The sequence below is a fragment of the Paraburkholderia sp. A1RI_3L genome (assembly GCF_048957895.1).
Taxonomy (GTDB): Bacteria; Pseudomonadota; Gammaproteobacteria; order Burkholderiales; family Burkholderiaceae; genus Paraburkholderia; species Paraburkholderia kururiensis.
This window is the reverse complement of record NZ_JARCHA010000003.1, coordinates 345260-366285: the sequence shown is the minus strand read 5'-3', so window position 1 is coordinate 366285 and position 21026 is coordinate 345260. Positions and strand designations below refer to the sequence as shown.

The window sequence follows — 21026 nt, the reverse complement described above, 5'->3', positions numbered from 1 at the left end:
TTCCGTCGCACATGCGTGCACTTCCCGTCGAGCCGGTTGAACTGTTCTTTCAACGGCGCAAGCCAGCCTCCGTCACCTGACGAGCCCGGCGGCGCCATCAAGCGTCTGTTTTCGCATCGCTCCACTGAGCGGCATCGAGCCGCCCTGATGCGAAACCAGCACCTTCGACGAGTGCAATTTCGCGACGATCCGCACGCGGCCCCGGCCACCAGGTCCGGCTTCATGAGGCATCGTTTTTCCGTTCGCTGAACGGGCCACACGCGCGCCGTGACGGCACGCCGCGGCGCGTCGCCTGCCGCAAAACCGTTCGGCCCGCGCGCGGCACTTCTCGCGAAACTGCACTTTTCCGGCAACCGTGGCGGACCGCTCACGCGCTCGGCCGCAGTCACAGGAGTTCAAGACCTTGACCGCATCCACCAACGGCTTCTGGCGAAACGCAGAACGAAACGCAGAAAGCGGCAACAGCAACACCACGCGTCTCACCGTGGACGACATCACCGTCGTCGATCACAGTCTGCTCAAACGCGCGGTCGGCGCCATGGCGCTCGGCAACGCAATGGAGTGGTTCGATTTCGGCGTGTACAGCTACATCGCCGTCACGCTCGGCAAAGTGTTTTTCCCGTCCAGCAGCGCCTCGGCGCAATTGATCGCCACATTCGGCACCTTCGCGGCCGCGTTCCTCGTGCGGCCCGTCGGCGGCATGGTGTTCGGTCCGCTCGGCGATCGCATCGGACGCCAGCGCGTGCTCGCGATGACGATGATCATGATGGCCTGCGGCACGTTCGCGATCGGCCTGATTCCTGACTACGCGACGATCGGCATTCTCGCGCCCGTGCTGCTGCTCGTGGCGCGCCTCGTGCAAGGCTTCTCTACGGGCGGCGAATACGGCGGCGCCGCGACCTTCATCGCCGAATATTCGACGGACAAGCGCCGCGGCTTCATGGGCAGTTTCCTCGAGTTCGGCACGCTGATCGGCTACGTGCTGGGCGCGGGCACCGTGGCGCTGCTCACCGCGACGCTTTCCGAACGCGCCCTGCTTTCGTGGGGCTGGCGCGTGCCGTTCCTGATCGCCGGGCCGCTCGGGCTGGTGGGCCTCTACATCCGCATGAAGCTCGAAGAAACGCCCGCGTTCCGGCGCGAGGTCGAAGCGCGCGAGGCCGCCGACAAGGCGCGGCTGCAACCCACGTTTCGCCAGATGCTCGCGCAGCAGTGGCGCCCGCTGCTGCTGTGCGTGGGACTCGTGCTGATCTTCAACGTGACGGACTACATGGCGCTCTCGTACCTGCCGAGCTACCTTTCGGCGACGCTGCACTTCAACGAGACGCACGGCCTCTTTCTCGTGCTGATCGTCATGGTGCTGATGATGCCGATGACGCTTGCTGCCGGCCGCCTCTCCGACACGCTCGGCCGCAAGCCCGTGATGCTCGCGGGCTGCATCGGGCTCTTCGTGCTCTCCATTCCCGCACTGCTCATGATCCGCACGGGCGAGATGCTGCCGGTGTTCGGCGGACTGCTGATACTCGGCACCCTGCTCTCGTGCTTCACGGGCGCGATGCCCGCCGCATTGCCCGCGCTCTTTCCGACCTCCATCCGCTACGGCGCGCTCGCCATCGGCTTCAACGTGTCCGTGTCGCTGTTCGGCGGCACGACGCCGCTCGTCACGGCGTGGCTCGTGGACACGACGGGCAACCTGATGATGCCCGCCTACTATCTGATGGGCGCCTCGGTGATCGGCATGGCGGCCGTGGCGGCGTTGCGCGAAACGGCGCGCAAACCGCTGCCTGGCTCCGCGCCCTGCGTGGCCTCGCCGGCCGAAGCACACGCGGTACTGCGAGGACACCGCGTGGCCGAGGAGCTGGACGACGAGGAAGATTACGCGGTGGCGGTGCGGGTCTGAAGGCCTTGTGGGTGTGAGGCGGGTTGCTCGGGGCGGTCGCGCTGGGAGCCGTCGCGTTTGGGTCGTCGCGTTTTAGCCGGCGACGTCTGAACCACCAGCGTTCGAGTCACCACCATTGGCGCCCTCGACGCCAATCCGGCTCACCGTCCACGCACGCGCTACTCGACGAGCCGCGCGAGCGTCGCCGACACGCGGCCTGCCTCGATCACGAGCATCCCTGCCGATACCGGCAGCCTGAAGCGTCGCGGCCCGGCGCTGCCGGGGTTCACGAACAGCATGCCGTCGCGCGTTTCGATCACGGGCTTGTGCGAATGACCGGTGACGACGACGTCGATGGCGCGCTCGCCCAGCGCCTCGCGCGCCGCACGCAGATCGGCGATGTCGTGGACCACGAGAATCGTCCGCTGCTGCACCGTCAGCGTGGTGTGCAGCGGCAACGGCTCTGCCCATGCGCCCACGTCGTTGTTCCCGCGCACGGCGGTGACGGGCGCGATGCCGGCGAGCGCCTCGAGCACCGCGGGGTCGCAGATGTCGCCCGCGTGCACGATCGCGTCGCAGCCCTGCAGATGCCGCAGCGCTTCGGGACGCACGAGGTTGTGCGTGTCGGAAATCAGGCCGATGCGATGGACGCGCGCGTTTCGGGTCGAAGCCATGGTTTCAGCGCAGGGACGAACGATGCAGATCAGGCGGCGTGCGCGCCACCCGGCCTCCGTGACCCAGCCAGCGCTTCGTCATACCCTGCACCAGCACCGACACGAGCGCCGCGCAACCGAACGCCGGCAGCGTGCCGGCATGCGGGAGCAGCGCCGCGGCCACGATGAAGAACGCCGCGAACGACGCCCGCCCGACCACCATGCCGCGCATCAGGCGCGCGACGAAATCCGCGCCGTGCGCGCGCTGCGCCGACACGGCAAGCACGCTGCCCAGCAGTGGAAACACCGAAAGCACGCCGCTCCACGCCGCACCGAGCGATGCCGACAGTTGCGTCACCGCGAGCGTCAACGCGGCGCCCATCGCCATGCGCAGTACGAGATCGGTGCGGGTTATGCGCGCGGCCGGCACGGTGTCGTGCGCACGCGGCAGCCACGTCTGCGATACGGTCACGGCCACGCCGGCCGCACCCAACGCCCACGCGGCGCCGCCCGGCAGATGCACGAGCAGCGCGGCCACGACGAGCCACGCCGCAAGGCCCGCAGCAAGCGCGAGGGGCCAACGGGTCTCCCAGCCCGGACGGCGGCAGGTCCAGGCATAGGCAAAATTGAACGCTTCGGATGCGGCAATCGCCGCAACGGATGCCGCGCAGGCACGCGCGCCGAATACCGGACCGCGTTCGAGCACGAGCAGCAGCACGATGGGCCCGGCCACCACCGGCAAGCCCGCGAGCCAGCCCGCCACGGCGGGCCCCCAGACGCGTGCGGCCAAGGCCAGCGAAACGAGAAAGGCCGGAACGAGCGCGAGTTTGAGAGCGAGCATCGTCGCGATCCGCGATGAGTGAAGGGAGCGGACGATTATCGCCGATGAAGCCGGGACAGGCTCACCGCGCACTCACTCCGCACTCACCCCGCACTCACCCCGCCGCGCCGTGCGCGATGAAGTGCACGGCGAGCCATACGGTGGGCGAGTCCGGCGCTTCGAAGTCCGTATAGACCACGCGATGCCGGCAATGCGCCGGAATGCGCAGGTAGTCGCCGGGACGCAGCGTACGGATCGACGGCTCGCCTTCGAATTCGAGCGCCGCGCCGCCCGAGAGCAGTACGACCCATTCGTCGCGCGGATTGTCGTACCAGAAGCCGGGTGGACTCGCCTGCCCCGTGGAAACGATGCGCTCGATCGTCACCTCGCGATCGTCCACGAGGGTGTCGAAGCGTTCCTCGTCGGACGGCGTAGCTGCAAGCGCCGCGAGCGCCCCAAGCGAAGCGAAGTCGAACAGATTGCCCGATTCGGCCTTTCGGGCGCGGGGCATGTCGGGCTGCATGGCGGTCCTCACGTCGGCTGTCACGTTCACTGTTCACTGTTCATTGTTCACTGTTACGTCGGCTTGCATCCCGGTTCTCAGGCAAGCGGCTCGAGTGCGCCCAGCAGCGTGGGTATAAGTTCGCTCACGGTCGGGTGAATGTGCATGGCACGCATGAGCGTGGTGTAGGGCGCGCGCGCCGTCATCGTATCGATGAAGGTGTGAATCGCCTCGTCGCCCTCGATACCGAATATCCCCGCACCCAGAATCTGCCGCGTCTCGCGGTCCACGAGCACTTTCATGAAACCGTCGGTCTCGCCGCGTTCGCGCGCGCGGCCCACGCGCGACATCGGCATGGTCGCGATCAGCGCGGGCTTGCCGCTCGCGCGCACCTCGGCTTCGGAACGCCCCACGCGCGCAAGCGGCGGATCGACGAACACCGCGTAGGCGGGAATGCGGTCGTCCACGCTGCGCGCCTCGCCGTCGTTCGCGCCCAGCAGATTGGCGCGGACAATCTCGAAGTCGTCGTAGGAGGTATGCGTGAAGGCGCCGCGTCCGTTGATGTCGCCAATGGCCCAGACGCCTTGCACGTTGGTGCGCAACTGGCCATCGACGGGCACGATGCCGTGCGCGTTCACCGTGATGCCGGCGGCGTCGAGGCCGAGGTCGTCGGTATTCGGAATGCGTCCGGTCGCGAAAAGCAGATGCGATGCTTCGAGCGTCTGCCCGCCGAGCGCGATGCGCACGGCTTCACCGTTCGCGCCCGCGGGTTCGAGCCGCTGCGGCTCCACGCCGAAGCGGAACTCGACGCCCTCGCGCGCGAGCACCTCCTGCACGCCGCGCGCAAAATCCTCATCCTCGCGAGCGAGCACGCGAGCGCCGCGCACGATCACCGTCACGCGGCTGCCGAAGCGGCGGAACATCTGCGCGAATTCGAGCGCCACGTAGCTGCCGCCCACGATCGCCAGATGCTCGGGCAGCACGCTCACGTCGAGCAGCGAAGCGTTGGTGTGATAGCGCACGCGCTCGATGCCTTCGACCTGCGGCACCGCCGCGCGCGTGCCCGTGTTGATGAAGAGTTCGGCGGCTTCGAGCGCGTGCACGGCACCGCTACCGCTGTCGTCCATGCCTTCATCCACACTCACCGAATGCGGGCCCGTGAAGCGCGCATGGCCCGTGAAGACGGAGACATTCGGAGCTTCTCGCAGCCACTTCTCCACGCCGCTGCGCGACTGGCCGATCACGCGGTCTTTGCGCGCCTTGACTTCGGCAAGATCGACGATAACCGGACCCGCCACGTGCACGCCGTAATCCGTGGCGTGCCGTACGACATGCGCGGCGCGCGCGCTCGCCACATAGGTCTTCGTGGGCGTGCAGCCGACATTCACACAGGTCCCGCCGAATGCGGCCCGCTCGATCACGGCCGTCTTGCGCCCGCTCTTGCCGAGTTCGACCGCGAGCGGCGCGCCGCCCTGCCCGGTGCCGATCACGATTGCATCGAAATGCTTCGCTCTGTCCGCCATGTTCGCGTCTCCTCGGAATGGATCGCACGGCCCGGGGCACGCGGCCCGGGGCGTGCGGCCCAGGGCGTGCGCGTCGCCCATCGCGTCGCCCATGTTACGCCCCGCTGCGAAAACCCACGCGGCCGGTGTACACGGCGAGTCCGCGGTCAACACAACGCGCGAAACACATACGACAGAGCAAAAAAAGAGCCGCCTCGCGGCGGCTCACAGGGTATCGGTGAAACGACATGGGCAGCCGCTCCACCGTGGGAAGACGATGCATTCAGGCGTGGCAGTGCTCCGCGCCGAACAGTTCGCGCGAGCGCTGCAGCGCGGCGCGGGCGCCCTGCGTCGCGACCATGAAGCCGACCTGGCTCAGGTTGAAATCCGTCGAGACCATCATCTGCATGAGGCTCACCATCGGCAGTACGACGGCCGGCTGGTAAAGCTGTCTTTCGATGAAGTCCCGCATGATCTGCTCCCGATGCACTGCACTGCGCGGCGCCCGCCCAGGGCAGATACCGCTTTTCGATGGAAGCATTGTAGGGACGCGCAGACCGCGGATAAATCGGCCAGCCGCGAAGTCACTTGTCGCGAAAAGCAAACAATCGGGGGGAGGGAGGAACCGCGAGGGGGCCTGGCCGCGACAGCCCGGAAGTTGGGAGGACCGGCCCACGAAGAGCTTTTCGCAACAGGCTGGGTCGCGTCAAGCAAGCTGCACCAGGCCGAGCCGGGACCCGGATGGCGCGCGGCAGGCCGAGCCGTGACAAGCCCCCACGCCCGACCCGCGCCTTACTCCAGTGGCGCCCCAACAAACTCCGGCAACGCTTCCGCGCGCGCCGAAAACGCCGCGAGCGCGGGATAGCGCCCTGCGTCCACGGCGCCCGGCAGGATGAACTGCGTGAACCGCCACGCCACGGCCACCGTGATGTCGGGTTGCATCAGCCGGTCGCCGGCGAGCCACGCGCCGTTGCCGCAAGCCGCCACGAGCGGCTCGAGCACGTCGTACGCGGCGTGCATCTGCTTCTGCACGCGTTCCACCCACGGTTCGTGCTGGCGTTCCGCAGGACGCAGGTTGCGCTCGTAGACGATCTGGATCGTCTTTTCCATCGCGGCGAGCGCGAAGCCGATCACGCGCAGCGCAGCGAGCCGCGCCTGCGGGTCCTCGGGCATGAGCCGGCGCGCAGCCGGCACCTTGTGATCGAGGTGGTCGAGGATCAGGCTCGAATCGATCAGCAGCGTGCCGTCGTCCTCGACAAGCGTCGGCGCCTTCACGACGGGATTGACGCGCGCGAACTCGTCGAAGTGCCTGAACACCGAGACGCTGCGATGCTCGAACGGTATGCCGAGCACGGCGAGCGAAACGGCGACGCGGCGCACGTAGGGAGAATCCATCATGCCGATCAGTTGCATTCCGAGCCTCGCTTGTTGGGAGTTTGAGCGCCGTGGGTTTGAACGTCGGTTGGGTGGCACGGCGGAGGTGTATTAGACCGCACCGCCATGACAACGCGCAACGGCACGGCAGCGCGCTGCCCACACCGCCGTTCCCCGCACCGCCGGCGCCCCGCTCAACCCGCCGTCTCCGGTTGCGCTTCCAGCCGGTCGCGCCGCGCCTCCAGCCCCTTCGTCAATTCCAGCGCCTGACGCTCGAAGAGCCGCCGATACACGCCGCCCGCCGCCCGAATCAGCGTGTCGTGGCTGCCCTCCTCCACCACGCGCCCGCGCTCCAGCACGAGCAGCCGGTCCAGCGCGCGCACCGTGGAGAGCCGGTGCGCGACCACGATGGTCGTGCGGCCCACCATCAGGCGCTCCATCGCTTCCTGGATCAACGCCTCGCTTTCGCTGTCGAGGCTCGACGTGGCTTCGTCGAAAATCAGCACCGGCGCGTCGGCCAGGAAAGCGCGCGCGATCGCCACCCGCTGGCGCTCGCCGCCTGAGAGCTTCACGCCGCGCTCGCCCACGAGCGTGGCATAGCCGTCGGGCAGCGCGACGATGAACTCGTGCGCATGCGCGAGCCGCGCGGCCCGCTCGATCTCGGCCTGCGTCGCGCCCGGCCGCCCGTACGCGATGTTGTCGGCAAGCGAGCGGTGAAACAGCAGCGGCTCCTGCTGCACGATGGCAATCTGCGCGCGCAGCGACGTCTGCTGGACAGCGGCGATGTCCTGGCCATCAATCGTGATGCGACCGCCGTCCACGTCGTAGAGCCGCTGGATCAGCTTGATGAACGTCGTCTTGCCCGAACCCGAGTGGCCGATCAGCCCTACGCGTTCGCCCGGCGCGATGCGCACCGAGAAGTCGGAGTAAAGCGGGCTCGCGAGTGCGCCGTAGCGGAACGTGACGTGCTCGAAGCGAATCTCGCCGCGCTCCACCACAAGCCTGCCCGCGCCCGGCCGGTCAACGACCCCGAGCGGCTGACTCTCCAGTGCGACCAGCTCTTCCATGTCGTTGACCGAGCGCTGCAGATTGCGCACGAGCATCCCGACGTCGCGCAGATAGCCTTGCAGCACGAGGAACATGGTGAGCGCGAACGCGATGTCGCCCACACCGGCGTGGCCGCGCATCCACAGCACGAGCGCCGTGCCGAGCATGGCCGCCTGCAGCGCCGCGAGCATGACGTTCTGCACGCCGCCGTTCGCCGTGCCGCGCAGCCAGGTGCGCCGCGTGCGGTCGCGCCACTTGCCGATGATGCGCGAGAGCCGCATTTCCTCGCGCAGCTCGGCGCCGAATGCTTTCACGACAGCGTTGCAGGTGATGGCGTCGGCGAGCGCGCCGCCCATGCGCGTGTCCCACGCATTGCCGAGGCGCGCCGCGGGCGCCACCACAGCGAGCGAAAGAAACGCGGTCACCGCGATGTAGACGACAGCGCCCACGCCCACCACGAGCCCCATCACGGGCCAGTGCAGACCGAGCACGACGGTCGCGCCCACCAGCATGACGACGGACGGCAGCAGCCCGAGCAGCAGCGTGTCGTTGAGCACGTCGAGCGCCCAGATGCCGCGCGTGATCTTGCGCACCGTAGAGCCGGCAAAGCTGTTCGCGTGCCAGTCGGTGGAAAAGCGCTGCACGCGATGGAATGCGCGCGCGGCGATGTCGCTCATCATCCTGAGCGTGAGCGACGTGAGGTTGAAGAACGTCACGTAGCGCAACAGCGCCGCACCAAGGCCCATGCCGACGAGCGCCGCGAAGGCGATGAGCTCTTCATTCGCCGCGTGCAGTCTGTCGTGCACGCCGGCGTGCGCGCCCGCCGCGAGCGCATCGACGAGCCGGCCGGAGAACATGGGCGTGAGCACGTCCGCGAGCGCGGTGACGAGCGCCAGCGCCACGAGCAGCCCCGCGCGCCGCGGCTGCAGACGCCACTGCGCGAAGGTAAAGCCGAGCACGCTTCTGAAGGCGCGGCCACCCAGATCCAGTTTTTTTCGAGTCATATGGGTATGCCGAGGCGCGCGGCGCCCCGGTCCAATCGAGTCAACGGAAGATCGAAAGGCACGGCGAACACGATGCGGGCGCGATGCAGGTGCAATTGACCCACATCGGCCTACGCGTCAGCCATGCTGAATTGCGGAAAATCTTCGGAAAATGCGCGGCCGCTTTCCTGACCTTCTGGAACTTCAGGAGCGGGCCGGGCGAGCGCCGCGACCTATCGTCGTGGTCGGACTGCCGTGACCATGAAAAGGACGGCTGCGAGCGTTGTGTTCATCATCTGACGCCTCCTTTTCATGAAGTTGGGGGAACTGCGGGAAGAACGCAAAGTGTAGCAGCGGCTGTTAAAACGAGACAAGGCAGCACTACGGCAAGTGCGGTTATTCGGCCACGGGTTCGCGCGGGTTCACGCTGGTGCGCGCAGGTACATACCCCGCACGTGAGTAAAGCGAACCGCGAGCGAGTCTGGATCGCCTGCGGTCAAACTGCGGCCCAACCGCGGGCGAAACTAGGCCGACGGCAGATCGCGCACGTCCGCGATGGGCGCCGAGCCGAACGCGTCGCTCAGCGCGTAGTCGATCAGCTTCGCTGCCGCCGCGTCCGGTGTAGAGAGCGCGCCGCTCGCCTTCAGTTGCTCGAAGCGCTCGATCATCGGAAAGCGCTCGGCGCTGCTTGCGCGGATGGTGGCCTGCATGCCGGTGTCCACCACGCCGGGCGCGAGGCTGCAAATGCGCAGCGCAGCGTTGGCGTCCTGCGCGACGGCGCGCGCATGGTGGTCAAGCGCGGCCTTGGTCGCGCAGTACACGCTCCAGCCGGCGTAGGCATTGCGCGCCGCGCCGCTCGACACGTGCACGATGCGGCAAGCCATCGCGCCGCCCGTGCTCGACGCAATCGACGCAAGCGCGCTCGACAGCATCAGCGGCGCCGCCACGTTCAGGCTCACCGCGCGCGCCACCGCTGCCACGTCCTGCGTATCGAGCGGCCCGATCGGCTCCACGACGCCCGCATTGTTGAAGAGCAGCACGAGGTCCGCGCCTTCGACGAAGCGCGCGAGCGCGTCGCCGGACAGCCACGCCTCGAGGCGCGCCGTGTCGGAAAGATCCAGCTCCGTTTCGACGAAGCGGCCGCCTGCCGGCTCGCCCGCCAGTCCCACCGCAAGCGGATGACGGCTGCGCGACACGCCGAGCACGTCGATGTTCCGCTGCAACAGCTGCGTCGCAAGTGAGGCGCCGAGCCCGCGCGTGTGGCCGGTCACGATGGCGCGCACGGGTCCCACGGCCGGGACGCCCGAAGAGAGGTTCGTCATGTCGATTCGAGTCGCAAAGAGGAATGGGGGCGATTCTGCCACGCAGCAAATAAAGGTGCAGAAGCGGGTGCAGAACGGCTACAGCGCGCCTGCCGACAGCGCCCCGAACCATTTCGGCGATAATCGCAGCCGTTCCCGCGCCCGCTATCGTGTGTCCTGCGTCGCGCTCTGTCCCCATCGGCCGCGCGATGCAGCCACCCGTCGAGCCGCTCACGTAGCAACCCAGCTCCCACCGCCTTCCGCAACCGTCCGCCCTCGCCCATGAGCAAGACCGCCCGTCCGCCACGCCAGATCGACACCCTGCTGCACGAAGGCGTGGCCCTGCAACAGAACGGCGCCCACGCGGAAGCCGAGGAACTGTATCGCGACATCCTCGCGCAGCGCCCGAAGCACTTCGACGCCATGCAGTTGCTGGGCGCGCTGCTGCTCCAGTCAGGGCGTCTGGACGAAGGCATCGCGCTGCTGAAGAAGGCGGTCTCCATCAACGGCATGCAGGCGCCGCTTCATTCGAATCTCGCCTACGCGTACAACGTCCAGCGGCGCTTCAGCGAAGGGCTCGCAAGCGCGAATCGCGCGCTCGCCTTGCAGCCCGATTTCATCGATGCGCTGAACAACCGCGGCAACGCGCTCGCCGGGCTCGATCGCCCCGCCGAGGCGCTTGCGAGCTTCGAGCGCGCGCTCGCGTTGCAGCCCGGCTTTGCACAGGCCTGGAACAACCGCGCCTGCGTGCTGCGCGATCTGGCCCGTCCCGCGGATGCCCTCGCCAGCTGCGATCAGGCCATCGCGTTGCAGCCCGCCTACGCCGACGCCTGGAGCAACCGGGCCAATGCACTGAGCGATCTGAACCGGCCCGACGAGGCACAGTCCAGCTATCTGCGCGCGCTCGAACTCTCGCCCGCCTTCGCGGACGCCTGGAACAACCTGGGCCTCACCCTCGTCGATCTGAGTCGCCACGACGAGGCGCTCGAGTCCTACGAACGCGCGCTCGCGATCAACCCGAATTTCGCGGAGGCGCACTGGAACCGCGCGCTGTGCCTGCTGCAAATGGGCCGCTTCGACGAAGGCTGGCGCGAATACGAGTGGCGCTGGCAGCGTCACCGTATCCAGGCCTCGCAGCGCCACTTCGACGCGCCACTCTGGCTTGGCCAGTTCCCGCTGCAAGGCAAGACGATTCTGCTGCACGCCGAACAGGGGCTCGGCGATACGCTGCAGTTCTGCCGCTACGCGTCGCTGGCAGCGGCGGCCGGCGCGCAGGTGGTCTTCGAAGTGCCGGCGGAACTGAAGCGGTTGCTCGCCGGGCTCGAGGGCGTGACGCAATGGGTGGACGAAGGCGAGCCCGAAGATCAACCGCTGCCGCCCATCGACTGCCACGCGCCGCTGTTGAGCCTGCCGCTCGCGTTCGGCACGAATCTCGCAAGCATTCCGGCGCCTACGCCGTACTTGCATGCCGATGAGCAAGACGCGCAACGTTGGGCCGAGCGGCTCAAGAGCCACGACGGCGGCAACGACGCCCACCACCACGCCCGCCCGCTGAAAGTAGGCCTCGTATGGGCAGGCGGCCACCGCGCGCACGTCGCCGAACTCAGAAAAACCGACGCACGCCGCTCGATTGCACTCGACCAGTTGAAGCCGCTGTTCGACGTGCCTGGCGTGCAGTTCTACAGCCTGCAAAAAGGCCCGCCCGCGCAACAGCTGACCGCTGCGCCCGACCTCGCCGCACGCATCGTCGATTACACGAACGAACTCGCCGACTTCGCGGATACCGCCGCGCTGGTGGACAACCTCGATCTCGTGATTACGGTGGACACGGCCGTTGCCCACCTGGCCGGTGCGATGGGCAAACCGGTGTGGATCATGAACCGCTTCGACACCTGCTGGCGCTGGCTGCTCGAACGCAGCGACAGCCCCTGGTACGCGAGCGCGCGGCTCTTCCGGCAACCGGCGCTCGGCGACTGGGCCAGCGTGATCGCGGCGGTGCGTGAAGCGCTCGTGGAGCGGGCATCGAACCCGGACGTAGCCACGCCGCCTGATTCCGCAAGGTAACGGGCGACAGAACAGGCAACGCGAGCCACGGTCGCTCCACACGCTCGCGCGGCGATGAATGGCGCACACAGGTCGCCTGCTTGTGTCTGCTTATACCGGCTTACGCTCGCTTGCGCGCTGCGCCCTCCCCCGCGAACCTTCGCCAGACCGACCGCCGGCCTGGCCACGCCGCTCTCCATCGCCTGAAGCGGCGCGCCGTTTCTCCGCCACTTCGGCCGACGCCCCGCTGGCCTCTCTTGCGTCTCCGCACACACGAAGCCGTCGTTGCGGAACGGCGCACCTTCAGCAACGAAAAAGTGGACCGACAAATCAGGTAGGGCCTTGGGTCACGCCTGGGGTCACGCCTGGGATCTCGCCTGGAATCTCGCCTCGAGCGAGTCCTTTCCCGACGCCTGCTTCGCAAGCGCCGACGAGCACGTGAAGCCCAGTACGGAAGACGACGCCGCGAACGACATCTAGCAGGAGAGACGCACATGCGTGCGACCAACGAGACATGAAGACAAGCACGCAGCACGCGCCGCATGGCGGCACTGCCGACTGGAAGTCGGCACAGATGGTCCGGTTCCGCACGCTTGCGGATTCGCTTCGCACGATGAGCGCCGCGATCGAAACGAAGCACGATGAAATCGCGTCGCTGCGCAAGGCCGTGTGCGAATCGGCACGCGCCGCTGCGAGAAGGCAGCCGCAGATGACGGACGTCGCCGAATTGATCGAAACGACGTTCGTGCTGACGTCGCCGTGCCATCTGGGAACCGCGCGGTGCGTGGCGGCCGATATGCAGCGCGTGCTCGAACGCGCCATTGCCTGCCTGCGGGAACTGCCCGATGCAGAGGCGGCAAGCGGACCGCCCGGCAAAACGCTTGGCACAACGATGGAAGAACTGCTCGGCAACGTCGGGAAGACCGGGCGCTCGCTATCGCAATTGCTCGCCAACGCGGAGCGGGAAATTCAGACACTGCAGGCGGCGTTCATTGAATTTTCAGTTTGATGGCCTGACGGAAAGCGTGAAGCAGGTGAGCCGATCCGACCGTTGCGCAGCACGGTGCAACACGTCGACCTGCGTCACGGCCGCCCCCCGTCTGATTCGCGCGGCGGCCTCAGTCCCTGCCCGACCAGCGGATCTGACGCGTGCGCGTGCGCAGATTGATGCGGTCCGACAGGAGCGACGCAAGAATCTGCAACGTCTGCAGCCGGGACGGCTCGGGTACCCGCGGCTTGCGGTCGATCACACAAAGCGCGCCCAGCGCATAGCCCTCGTAATCGTAGAGCGGCGCACCCGCGTAAAACCGGATGGTGGGTTCCGCCGTGACGAGCGGATTGGACTTGAAGCGGCTGTCGGCGGTCGCGTCCTCGACCACGAACACGTCCTTTTGCAGGATCGTGTAGTTGCAGAACGCCCAGGCCCGCGGCGTTTCGGGCACCGTCAGTCCGTAGCGCGCCTTGAACCACTGCCGGTCGGGTGTCAGCAGCGTAACGAGGCAGATGGGCACGTCGAACAGGCCGGCGGTCATTCTTGCTATCGCGTCGAAGTCGGGCTCGTCCGCCGTATCCACGAGCAGCGTGCGGGCAACGGCGTGCAAGCGGGCAGTCTCGTCGGGCGGCACAGGATAAAGAGGCTGCACGTCAGCCGGCTTGTTCTGAGCCGCCAGGAACAATCCCTCCGTCAGGACTTCAGGCTCGAAGTCCGTTGCCAGCACCTGGATACGCCGCTCGGCGCCCAGATCGATGCGCACCTGCTCGGCCGATGCCTCGGAGACGACCGCGATGCGACTGTGCGCGAGCAGTTGCGACGTGACGAGGCGCCGCACGAGACCAAGCCGCTCCCAGTCGGAGCGGCCCAGTTCCACGACGATCAGCGCCGGCGTGAGACGCCCGGCCGCCACCAGGCCGGAGAGCGCGTCGTGCTCGGTCGTGACGCTCACGCCCGGCAAGGATGCCAGCGCGGCGCGGCACTTGCGCGCCAGCTCTTCGCTGCCGATCACGAGCACGGGAACCGACGTGGACGATTCGCGCGCGACCAGACGTTCGCGCAGCGCGAGCACGTCTTCCCGACGCACGCGCCGATGACCGCCCGGCGTCTTCCACGACGCCACGATCCCCTGCTCTATCCACGTCTGCACCGTGCGGATGGAAACGCCCAGCAGACGCGCAGCCGCACTCGTGGTCAGGATCGATTCGTTCATGAGCGCGCAGCTCCTTGATTCGTGTGGCCGTAATAATACTGAATCAATGAGAAACGAAACAGAAAAACAACAAATTCGGCAAATTTGAAAGTTTGCAAAAATCTTTCATGTTATGCTCCGCTCCGTTGCACACTCCTGCTGACACCCCGATCAGACAGGCTTTTTTGGGCCGGCCTACACGCCGGCCCTTTTTTATGGGATCATTTTCGCGCTCATCCCAACGCCACTACGCAGGTAAAAAATGGAAAAAATTAAAGTAACGACCACCACGGTCGATACTTAGTCATACCGTGGTTGCCGCGTCGTCCCAAGCGCCGCCCCCGTCAAGCAATACGAACGCCGACAGGCGCAAAGGAGCCGTGTGTGTCCCGCGAGTGCGAGAAACCTGCCTATTCATTCCTGGCGAGGCAGCCCATAGTCGATGCGCAATGCCGGGTGGTCGGCTATGAACTGCTGTTCCGCAGCGGCTTCGAGAATCACGCCGTCATCGTGGACGCGGTGGCCAGCACGCTCTCCGTGCTCGCCACGTCCATGACGGGACTCGGTCTCGAGGAAACGGTGGCGGGCAAAGACTCGTTTCTCAACTGCACTGAAGAGGTGTTGCGCTCGCCGTACCTGCGCCTGTTGCCGCCTCGCCGCTTCGTGCTCGAGGTGCTGGAAAGCTGCGCGCACACCGCCGAACTCATTGCGGTATGCGCGAGACTGCGCCGCAACGGCTTCAGAATCGCGCTCGACGACGTAAGAGGCCCGTTGCCGAAGGCTGCGCCCATCCTTGCGCAGGTCGACATCATGAAACTCGACTGGCCCTTCATCGAGCGCGACGACCGGGCTTTGCTGTGCCACACGCTGGCGGATGCCGGCAAGACGGTCCTCGCCGAAAAGGTCGAGACCTGGGATGACTTCTGCGCGGCGAGAGATGCCGGCGCGTCGTTGTTTCAGGGATATTTCTTCTGCAGGCCCGAGACCCTCAGGGCCCGCAACGTGTCGCCGTGTGCGGCTCCGGTATTGCGGGTGATCGAACTGGTACTCGGCAATGCGCCGCACTCGCGCGTTGCCCTGGCGGTCGCCGACACGCCGCCGCTCCTCGCGCAGTTGCTGCGCCTCGCCTCCGCGGCCCCGACCGTGCCCGGGGCGGCACGCCATGTCGTGGATTCCATCGAGGCCGCGCTCACGATCGTTGGCATCGACGTCCTGATCCACTGGTGCGCCCTGCTCCTCTACCTCAACCGGTTGCGGCCGGAGGACGATCCGCTCGCGCAACTGGCGGCACAACGCGGGTCCGTCATGGCTTCGTACATCGGCCATCGCCATCCCGAAAACGAACGGCTGGTGCGGCAGGCGCGACTGACCGGAGCGTTGTCGCTGCTCCACGTTGCACACGACAGTGAAGCGGCTGAGTTCTGGGAAACCTTCCCCATCGACGCACGCATACGCGCGGCCATCGTGGGAGAAGAAGGGCTTCTTGGCAGCGCACTGGCTTTCGCGCGGTCGGTGGAGTCGGGAGCGTTCTAGCAAACGTGTTCCGGGCAACCGATGCGTGCCTTGGAGCGCGAAGCGTGTGCGGTGCGGCGCGCAACAACAGAAGCAGAAAACGATTCGACGGAAAAATGGGGATTGCCGATATGGACTTCAAAAATCACAGCCCGGCAGCGAAGCGCGCGAGCCGCACCGCAGTGCCGAGCCGCACGCGTGCAGCGGCATCCGCGCCCGCCCTTGTTCCGCAAACCGCGAACACCGCGCATGACCGGGAACACTTCTGATCTGCGAATAACGAAGAGCGGCATTTCGAGCGACATTGATATAGATCAATACCACTCGAAAGTTATATTCAGAATTACCTCAATAAACATTCGTGTAAATTGAATCTTTATACAAAATTCGCAAAATGCGTTTTATTCGCCACATCAATCGATTGGTCGGGCTAGCCGACCATCCAGAGCCAAGGCCATATGCGGACCATGGAAAAACGGACATGGCATTTCATGCAAAAAACATAACATCCAAGAGCCATCATTTCATAGAATAAATTTTCTTTTTTATGTCGCATAACAGAAAATAACTCCGTACGAATGCGGGTAGTACCGGTAAAAAAATTCATACATCGCAATTCGCGAATTTTAGTAAACCGGTTTATCTGCCGACATAGTGAATATCAATACACGTAAGGAAGAAAGCATGAAATCAATGACTGTGGGCCAAAAGCTTGGCGTAGCGTTCGGTATCGTCGTTGTCATTTCGTTAATTGGCAGCGTGATCTCGATATTCAATTTTCTGAAGCTCAATCAGGCAAATGGCTGGAACATTCACAGCTATCAGGTTCTGCGCGCAAATGACGACATGCTCACCAACATGGTGAACATGGAGACCGGTGTGCGCGGCTTCGTCGCCTCGGGCGAGGACCGCTTTCTGGAGCCGTACAAGGCCGGACGCGCGCAGTTCGCGACGTCGCTCGAGCTGGTCCGCGGCCTGACTGCGGACAATGCGGCCCAGCAGCAGCGCCTCGACACGCTGCGCGAGATGCATCAGAAAGTGGCGGAAATCGACGAGAAGCTGATCGCCATGCGGCGTGACGTCAACGCCGGCACGCAGCCCGCCAACGTGTTGACCGACTACTTCAAGCAAGGCAACGACAAGCAGTTCATGGACCGCTATCGTGCCGTGTCCGCTGAACTCAATCAGGCCGAGCAGTCGCTGCTCGACCAGCGCTCGAGCGAAGTGGCCAGCATGACGACGTCGACCAAGCTGACGCTCGCCGCGGCCGGCACCATGACGGTCATCCTCTCGGTCGCGCTCGGCTTCTTCATTACGCGCAGCATCACGCGAGCGTTGGGTGGTGAACCTGCCGACGCCGCCACCGTGGCAGGCCGCATTGCCGAGGGCAATCTCGAGCTGCCGGTGCCGGTGGCGCCCAACGACCGAAACAGCCTGATGGCGTCGCTCGAATCGATGCGCCGGCAACTGAGCGGCATCGTTTCCGAAATCCAGACCTCGGCGCAAGCCATCACGACCTCTGCGGGCGAAATCGCACAGGGCAACCTGGACCTCTCGCAGCGCACCGAAGAGCAGGCGGCCTCGCTTCAGGAAACGGCGGCCAGCATGGAGCAGTTGACCGCCACGGTGCGTCAGAACACGGAGAACGCGAAGCAGGCCAACGCGCTTGCCGGCAACGCCCGTGATGTCGCCATGCGCGGCGGCGAAGTCGTGAACCAGGTCGTGGAATCCATGCGTGCGATCTCGAGCAGCTCGGGCAAGGTTGCCGAAATCATTACTGTCATCGAAGGCATTGCTTTCCAGACCAACATCCTTGCGCTCAACGCAGCCGTGGAGGCCGCGCGCGCAGGAGAACAGGGTCGCGGGTTCGCCGTGGTGGCGGGCGAAGTGCGCACGCTGGCGCAACGCAGCGCGAGCGCGGCGAAAGAGATCAAGGATCTCATCACGAGTTCGGTGGAAAGCGTCGCACAAGGCTCCGAGCAGGTCGAAAGAGCCGGCACGACGATGGCCGATATCGTGCAGTCCGTGCGGCGAGTGACCGACATCATGGGCGAGATCGCCTCAGCCTCCGACGAGCAGGGAACCGGAATCGAGCAGGTCAACGTCGCCGTGGGGCAGATGGACTCCGTCACGCAGCAGAACGCCGCGCTCGTGGAGCAGGCGTCGGCCGCCGCGCAGTCGATGGCGCAGCAGGCCACCGCACTGCGCGAGGTAGTCGGCGTCTTCAGGATTGGACGGGCACACAGCTAGGCGCCTTCGCCCGCGCCCTCGCGCCGCCCACGCGTTACGAGAGAGCGTTGGCGCTGACGCCGCTCAGCAACAGCGCCAGTTGCAACGCAGAGACCACGAGAATCAGGGCGATCGCACCGATCGCCACCACGCGCCCTGCTCTCGCCGAACGTATGCGGTAACGCAATGCGAGCCGGGCAAGCGTCCGGTTCGCCCCGACGCTGCCAAGACCGATCATGGCGACCGTCGTCGCGACGCCCGTTGCCATCGCGAAGGTCGCAACGACGCCGGCGGCAAGCGCGCCATTCGCCATCGACGTCACCAGCGCGAAGATCGCGCCGATACACGGCCGCATACCGGCCGCGAGCCCGAGCGTCGCGATCTGTCTGATTCGCGAACGCGCCCGTTCTTTCGAAAGCGGATGGGCGTCGGCTCTTGCCCGGACAAGGGCGGGACTCGCGCCTGCTGCGAGGCGAGGCCTCTCTTGCGCTACGCGAGTCAACCGGGTTCGCAGATACGCGCCCCCGACAGCTTCGTCGCCGCCCCTCACGTCAACGGCGTCTGAAGCCGTCTGCGCCGGGCCCGCGCTTTCGTCGCGCGCGAGCCTGACGACCGGCGCTTCGTCACAGCATTGGTTACGCGCGCCACGCGACCTGATGGCCCAGGCGCTCGTCATGCAGAGCAACAGGTAGCTGACCGTCTCCATCGACGCGGCGCGCGGCATCACGCTCATGAGACCCGCGTGCGTGAACCACGCGGCGCCCAGCACCAGCCCGATCGCGCAGAACGCCTGCACCGTGGCCGTCCACGCGCTCAGTAGCACGGCGTCCGCGACGCGCGCGCGACGAGATCCGAGCCAGGTGCCGACCACGAGCTTGCCGTGGCCCGGACCCAGCGCATGTAGCGCGCCGTATCCGAACGAGACGACGACGAGCGTCGCCCAGGCGGCCAGCGAAGCGCCGTGCGACCACTGAGCCATGAACCCTTCGATGCGGCCGTTCCAGGCCGCCTGCAAGCGCAGCCAGTCGCCGACGCCAGCCCGCACGAAATCGGGCACGTCGCTGTACCACCACGACGGGGCGGCCGTTACGCTGTCGGACACCGCGGGGGTGACTGCGGTGGTGGAAGCCGCGCCCGTCGGCTGGCCGAAGACGTCCAGCGCTTCGGCATGCGCGTGGACACAGGTCACGCACAACACGGTCATGGCAAGCAGCGAGGTAAGCGCCGCGCGTCCGCGACCGTGCACGCTGCCGCGCAGCGTCCGGCCGAAAGCGGCCGCGCGAGGGGCGCACGCACCACGCAGAACCCGAGGCAGATCGACTAGCATGCGATGGCGCTCGCGTGAGGCAATACGAAGCCATTGAAGATGGGATGTGCCTTGTCGACGAAAGACCGGATCGAGCAGGCACTGGAGGCCCCAGTCCCGAGCGACACCGCCTCGCCCGAATCCATCTCGTAGTCGACGTAGTAAGACGGGTCCCACACGCCCAGCTCCACGTTCTTGCCGCGCACGTCCACAGGCGCAGCAAGCGGCAGCCGGAACGCGTAGGTAACCTTGCCGTCCTCCACCGACACCTGGAAGCCGGTAGGCGCGCCAAAGGCCTGCGCGCTACCGTCGACGAAAAGATGGGTGAAGTACGAAGCATGGGCGAGCGACACGAATGCCTCGTCATGGAAACGCTTCGTCAGCGCTGCGTCGAGCAGGCCCTGCGCCGGCATCTGCCCGACACCGACGAGTTGAACCGGAAAGCCTTCCGTAAAGCGCCAGCGTTCGTCGAGCGCCACGATGGAGGTGCCGCTCATGCGGATGCTCGCCGTGTAGGCAACCCACACGTGGGGATGGGCTTGCGCGAGGCTTGCAGAAACCAGCAGACACGCAAGAACGGCTCGTACCAACAAGGCAGGAAAACGGCTGACGTGAGGCATCAGGTGGACGTCCGGCGATGGCGAAAAATGCTGCGCATTATCGCACTGCACCGTGACGTGCAGCGGCTTCGTCCGTCGCGCCGCATTCGGGTGTGGACGCCCGGCCGCCGCGCCGACGCCTTATGGTTCGTCGACGCCGTCTCGCCCACAGGCGCGAAGGCGCGGACGAAAAGGGACTAAAAGCGGACTAAAAAGGGACTACCGCGAGCGCACCGCCACCTGGTTCGGCAAGGTAAAGAGGCGCACTGCCTCGTCCAGTACGTTCGCCTGATTGGCGAGGACCGAAGCCGTATCGTTCTTCCGGCTGAGTTCGGGTGACGACATCCGGCACAGTCGAACCGCTTCGGCCACGCACGCATCAGCCGCAAGCACCGCTGCAAGCCCCGCCGCGCGCAAGCCCGCAGCGACCCGTGCGCGCGTCACGCCACCCGCGGTATCGAAACCTGCCCCGGCTGCCAGGCCCATCGCTGCACCGGCGCTCGCGAGCGCGGATACGGGCCGCGACTGGGAAACCTTTTAATCCACCCCGTGCCGCTTCACTTCAGGAGAACACCATGAATGCAGTAGTCGAACCCGCGCTGCCCGCACGCGCTCGCGGCGAAGTTGCCGAGGCCGAAGCCGGCGCCCAGGAATTCGTCACGTTCCGGCTCGGCAACGAGGAGTACGGCATCGACATCCTGCGCGTGCAGGAAATTCGCTCCTACGACGAGCCCACGTGCATCGCCAATGCACCGCCGTTCGTGAAGGGCGTAATCAACCTGCGCGGCGTGATCGTGCCGATCGTCGATCTGCGGCTGAAGTTCGCGCTGGAACGCGCGGACTACGACGACTCGACGGTCGTCATCGTGCTCAACGTGGCGGCCCGCACGGTGGGCGTGGTGGTGGATGCGGTAAGCGACGTGCTGGAACTCGGTCCCGGCAACCGTCGCCCGGCTCCGGCCTTCGGGGCGTCGGTGGATGCGAGCTTCATCACGGATCTCGCCACGGTCGCGGGCGATGACGGCGAGCGCATGCTGATCCTGCTCGACATCGAACAGCTCATCGTCGCCGCAGATATCGGGCTCGTTGCCTGACG

The 21026-nt window shown here is 66.1% G+C and carries 19 protein-coding genes; 7 read left to right on the top strand and 12 right to left on the bottom strand.

Going from position 1 to position 21026, the window contains the following annotated elements:
• Positions 1-403: 403 nt before the first annotated feature.
• On the top strand, positions 404-1897 hold the full coding sequence (proP, locus tag PXJ20_RS11445; protein WP_421030752.1) for a glycine betaine/L-proline transporter ProP: 1494 nt from the start codon (positions 404-406) through the stop codon (positions 1895-1897).
• Positions 1898-2055: 158 nt separating this feature from the next.
• Here proP and PXJ20_RS11440 read toward each other — a convergent pair whose 3' ends face one another.
• The 8 genes from PXJ20_RS11440 to PXJ20_RS11405 form a co-directional block, all read right to left on the bottom strand.
• Positions 2056-2550: a metallophosphoesterase family protein gene (locus tag PXJ20_RS11440; protein WP_421030751.1), complete on the bottom strand. Its 495-nt coding sequence runs from the start codon at positions 2548-2550 to the stop codon at positions 2056-2058.
• 4 nt (positions 2551-2554) lie between these two features.
• Positions 2555-3370, bottom strand: a complete 816-nt coding sequence (locus tag PXJ20_RS11435; RefSeq protein ID WP_421030750.1) for a hypothetical protein — start codon at positions 3368-3370, stop codon at positions 2555-2557.
• Between the two features lie 94 nt (positions 3371-3464).
• A complete protein-coding gene (locus PXJ20_RS11430) occupies positions 3465-3860 on the bottom strand; it encodes a cupin (RefSeq protein WP_421030749.1) in 396 nt (131 codons plus the stop codon).
• An 89-nt stretch (positions 3861-3949) separates the two neighbouring features.
• Positions 3950-5374: an FAD-containing oxidoreductase gene (locus tag PXJ20_RS11425; protein ID WP_421030748.1), complete on the bottom strand. Its 1425-nt coding sequence runs from the start codon at positions 5372-5374 to the stop codon at positions 3950-3952.
• 262 nt (positions 5375-5636) lie between these two features.
• Positions 5637-5825: a hypothetical protein gene (locus tag PXJ20_RS11420; RefSeq protein ID WP_017777947.1), complete on the bottom strand. Its 189-nt coding sequence runs from the start codon at positions 5823-5825 to the stop codon at positions 5637-5639.
• Between the two features lie 320 nt (positions 5826-6145).
• A complete protein-coding gene (locus PXJ20_RS11415) occupies positions 6146-6766 on the bottom strand; it encodes a glutathione S-transferase family protein (RefSeq protein WP_017777946.1) in 621 nt (206 codons plus the stop codon).
• A gap of 155 nt (positions 6767-6921) precedes the next feature.
• Positions 6922-8778, bottom strand: coding sequence for an ABC transporter ATP-binding protein (locus PXJ20_RS11410; protein ID WP_421030747.1), 1857 nt, complete (start codon positions 8776-8778; stop codon positions 6922-6924).
• A gap of 503 nt (positions 8779-9281) precedes the next feature.
• A complete protein-coding gene (locus PXJ20_RS11405) occupies positions 9282-10079 on the bottom strand; it encodes an SDR family oxidoreductase (protein WP_421030746.1) in 798 nt (265 codons plus the stop codon).
• Between the two features lie 261 nt (positions 10080-10340).
• Here PXJ20_RS11405 and PXJ20_RS11400 point away from each other — a divergent pair, with 261 nt between their 5' ends.
• From PXJ20_RS11400 to PXJ20_RS11390, 3 genes are all read left to right on the top strand, one after another.
• Complete coding sequence (locus PXJ20_RS11400) at positions 10341-12122, top strand: tetratricopeptide repeat protein (RefSeq protein WP_421030745.1); 1782 nt, start codon at positions 10341-10343, stop codon at positions 12120-12122.
• A gap of 321 nt (positions 12123-12443) precedes the next feature.
• Positions 12444-12581: a hypothetical protein gene (locus PXJ20_RS11395; RefSeq protein ID WP_421030744.1), complete on the top strand. Its 138-nt coding sequence runs from the start codon at positions 12444-12446 to the stop codon at positions 12579-12581.
• A 34-nt stretch (positions 12582-12615) separates the two neighbouring features.
• Positions 12616-13110, top strand: coding sequence for a hypothetical protein (locus PXJ20_RS11390; protein ID WP_413213636.1), 495 nt, complete (start codon positions 12616-12618; stop codon positions 13108-13110).
• Between the two features lie 109 nt (positions 13111-13219).
• Here the strand turns inward: PXJ20_RS11390 and PXJ20_RS11385 are convergent, their stop codons facing one another.
• A complete protein-coding gene (locus tag PXJ20_RS11385) occupies positions 13220-14305 on the bottom strand; it encodes a helix-turn-helix domain-containing protein (RefSeq protein ID WP_421030743.1) in 1086 nt (361 codons plus the stop codon).
• Between the two features lie 558 nt (positions 14306-14863).
• On the opposite strand from PXJ20_RS11385, the gene PXJ20_RS11380 reads away from it, so the two are divergent.
• Together PXJ20_RS11380 and PXJ20_RS11375 are read left to right on the top strand one after the other, a co-directional pair.
• Positions 14864-15817, top strand: a complete 954-nt coding sequence (locus PXJ20_RS11380; protein ID WP_413213634.1) for an EAL and HDOD domain-containing protein — start codon at positions 14864-14866, stop codon at positions 15815-15817.
• Between the two features lie 663 nt (positions 15818-16480).
• Positions 16481-18046 (top strand): methyl-accepting chemotaxis protein, encoded by a 1566-nt coding sequence (locus tag PXJ20_RS11375; RefSeq protein WP_421030741.1) that lies wholly within the window; start codon positions 16481-16483, stop codon positions 18044-18046.
• 34 nt (positions 18047-18080) lie between these two features.
• Here the strand turns inward: PXJ20_RS11375 and PXJ20_RS11370 are convergent, their stop codons facing one another.
• From PXJ20_RS11370 to PXJ20_RS11360, 3 genes are all read right to left on the bottom strand, one after another.
• Positions 18081-19352, bottom strand: a complete 1272-nt coding sequence (locus tag PXJ20_RS11370) for a nickel/cobalt transporter (RefSeq protein WP_421030740.1) — start codon at positions 19350-19352, stop codon at positions 18081-18083.
• Positions 19346-19951, bottom strand: a complete 606-nt coding sequence (locus PXJ20_RS11365) for a DUF1007 family protein (protein ID WP_126875777.1) — start codon at positions 19949-19951, stop codon at positions 19346-19348. The genes PXJ20_RS11370 and PXJ20_RS11365 overlap by 7 nt, the downstream gene beginning before the upstream one ends.
• A 198-nt stretch (positions 19952-20149) precedes the next feature.
• Positions 20150-20416, bottom strand: coding sequence for a hypothetical protein (locus PXJ20_RS11360; protein WP_421030739.1), 267 nt, complete (start codon positions 20414-20416; stop codon positions 20150-20152).
• A gap of 89 nt (positions 20417-20505) precedes the next feature.
• Here PXJ20_RS11360 and PXJ20_RS11355 point away from each other — a divergent pair, with 89 nt between their 5' ends.
• Entirely contained in the window at positions 20506-21024 is a 519-nt protein-coding gene (locus PXJ20_RS11355; protein WP_421030738.1) for a chemotaxis protein CheW, read from the top strand.
• The last annotated feature ends 2 nt before the right edge of the window (positions 21025-21026 follow it).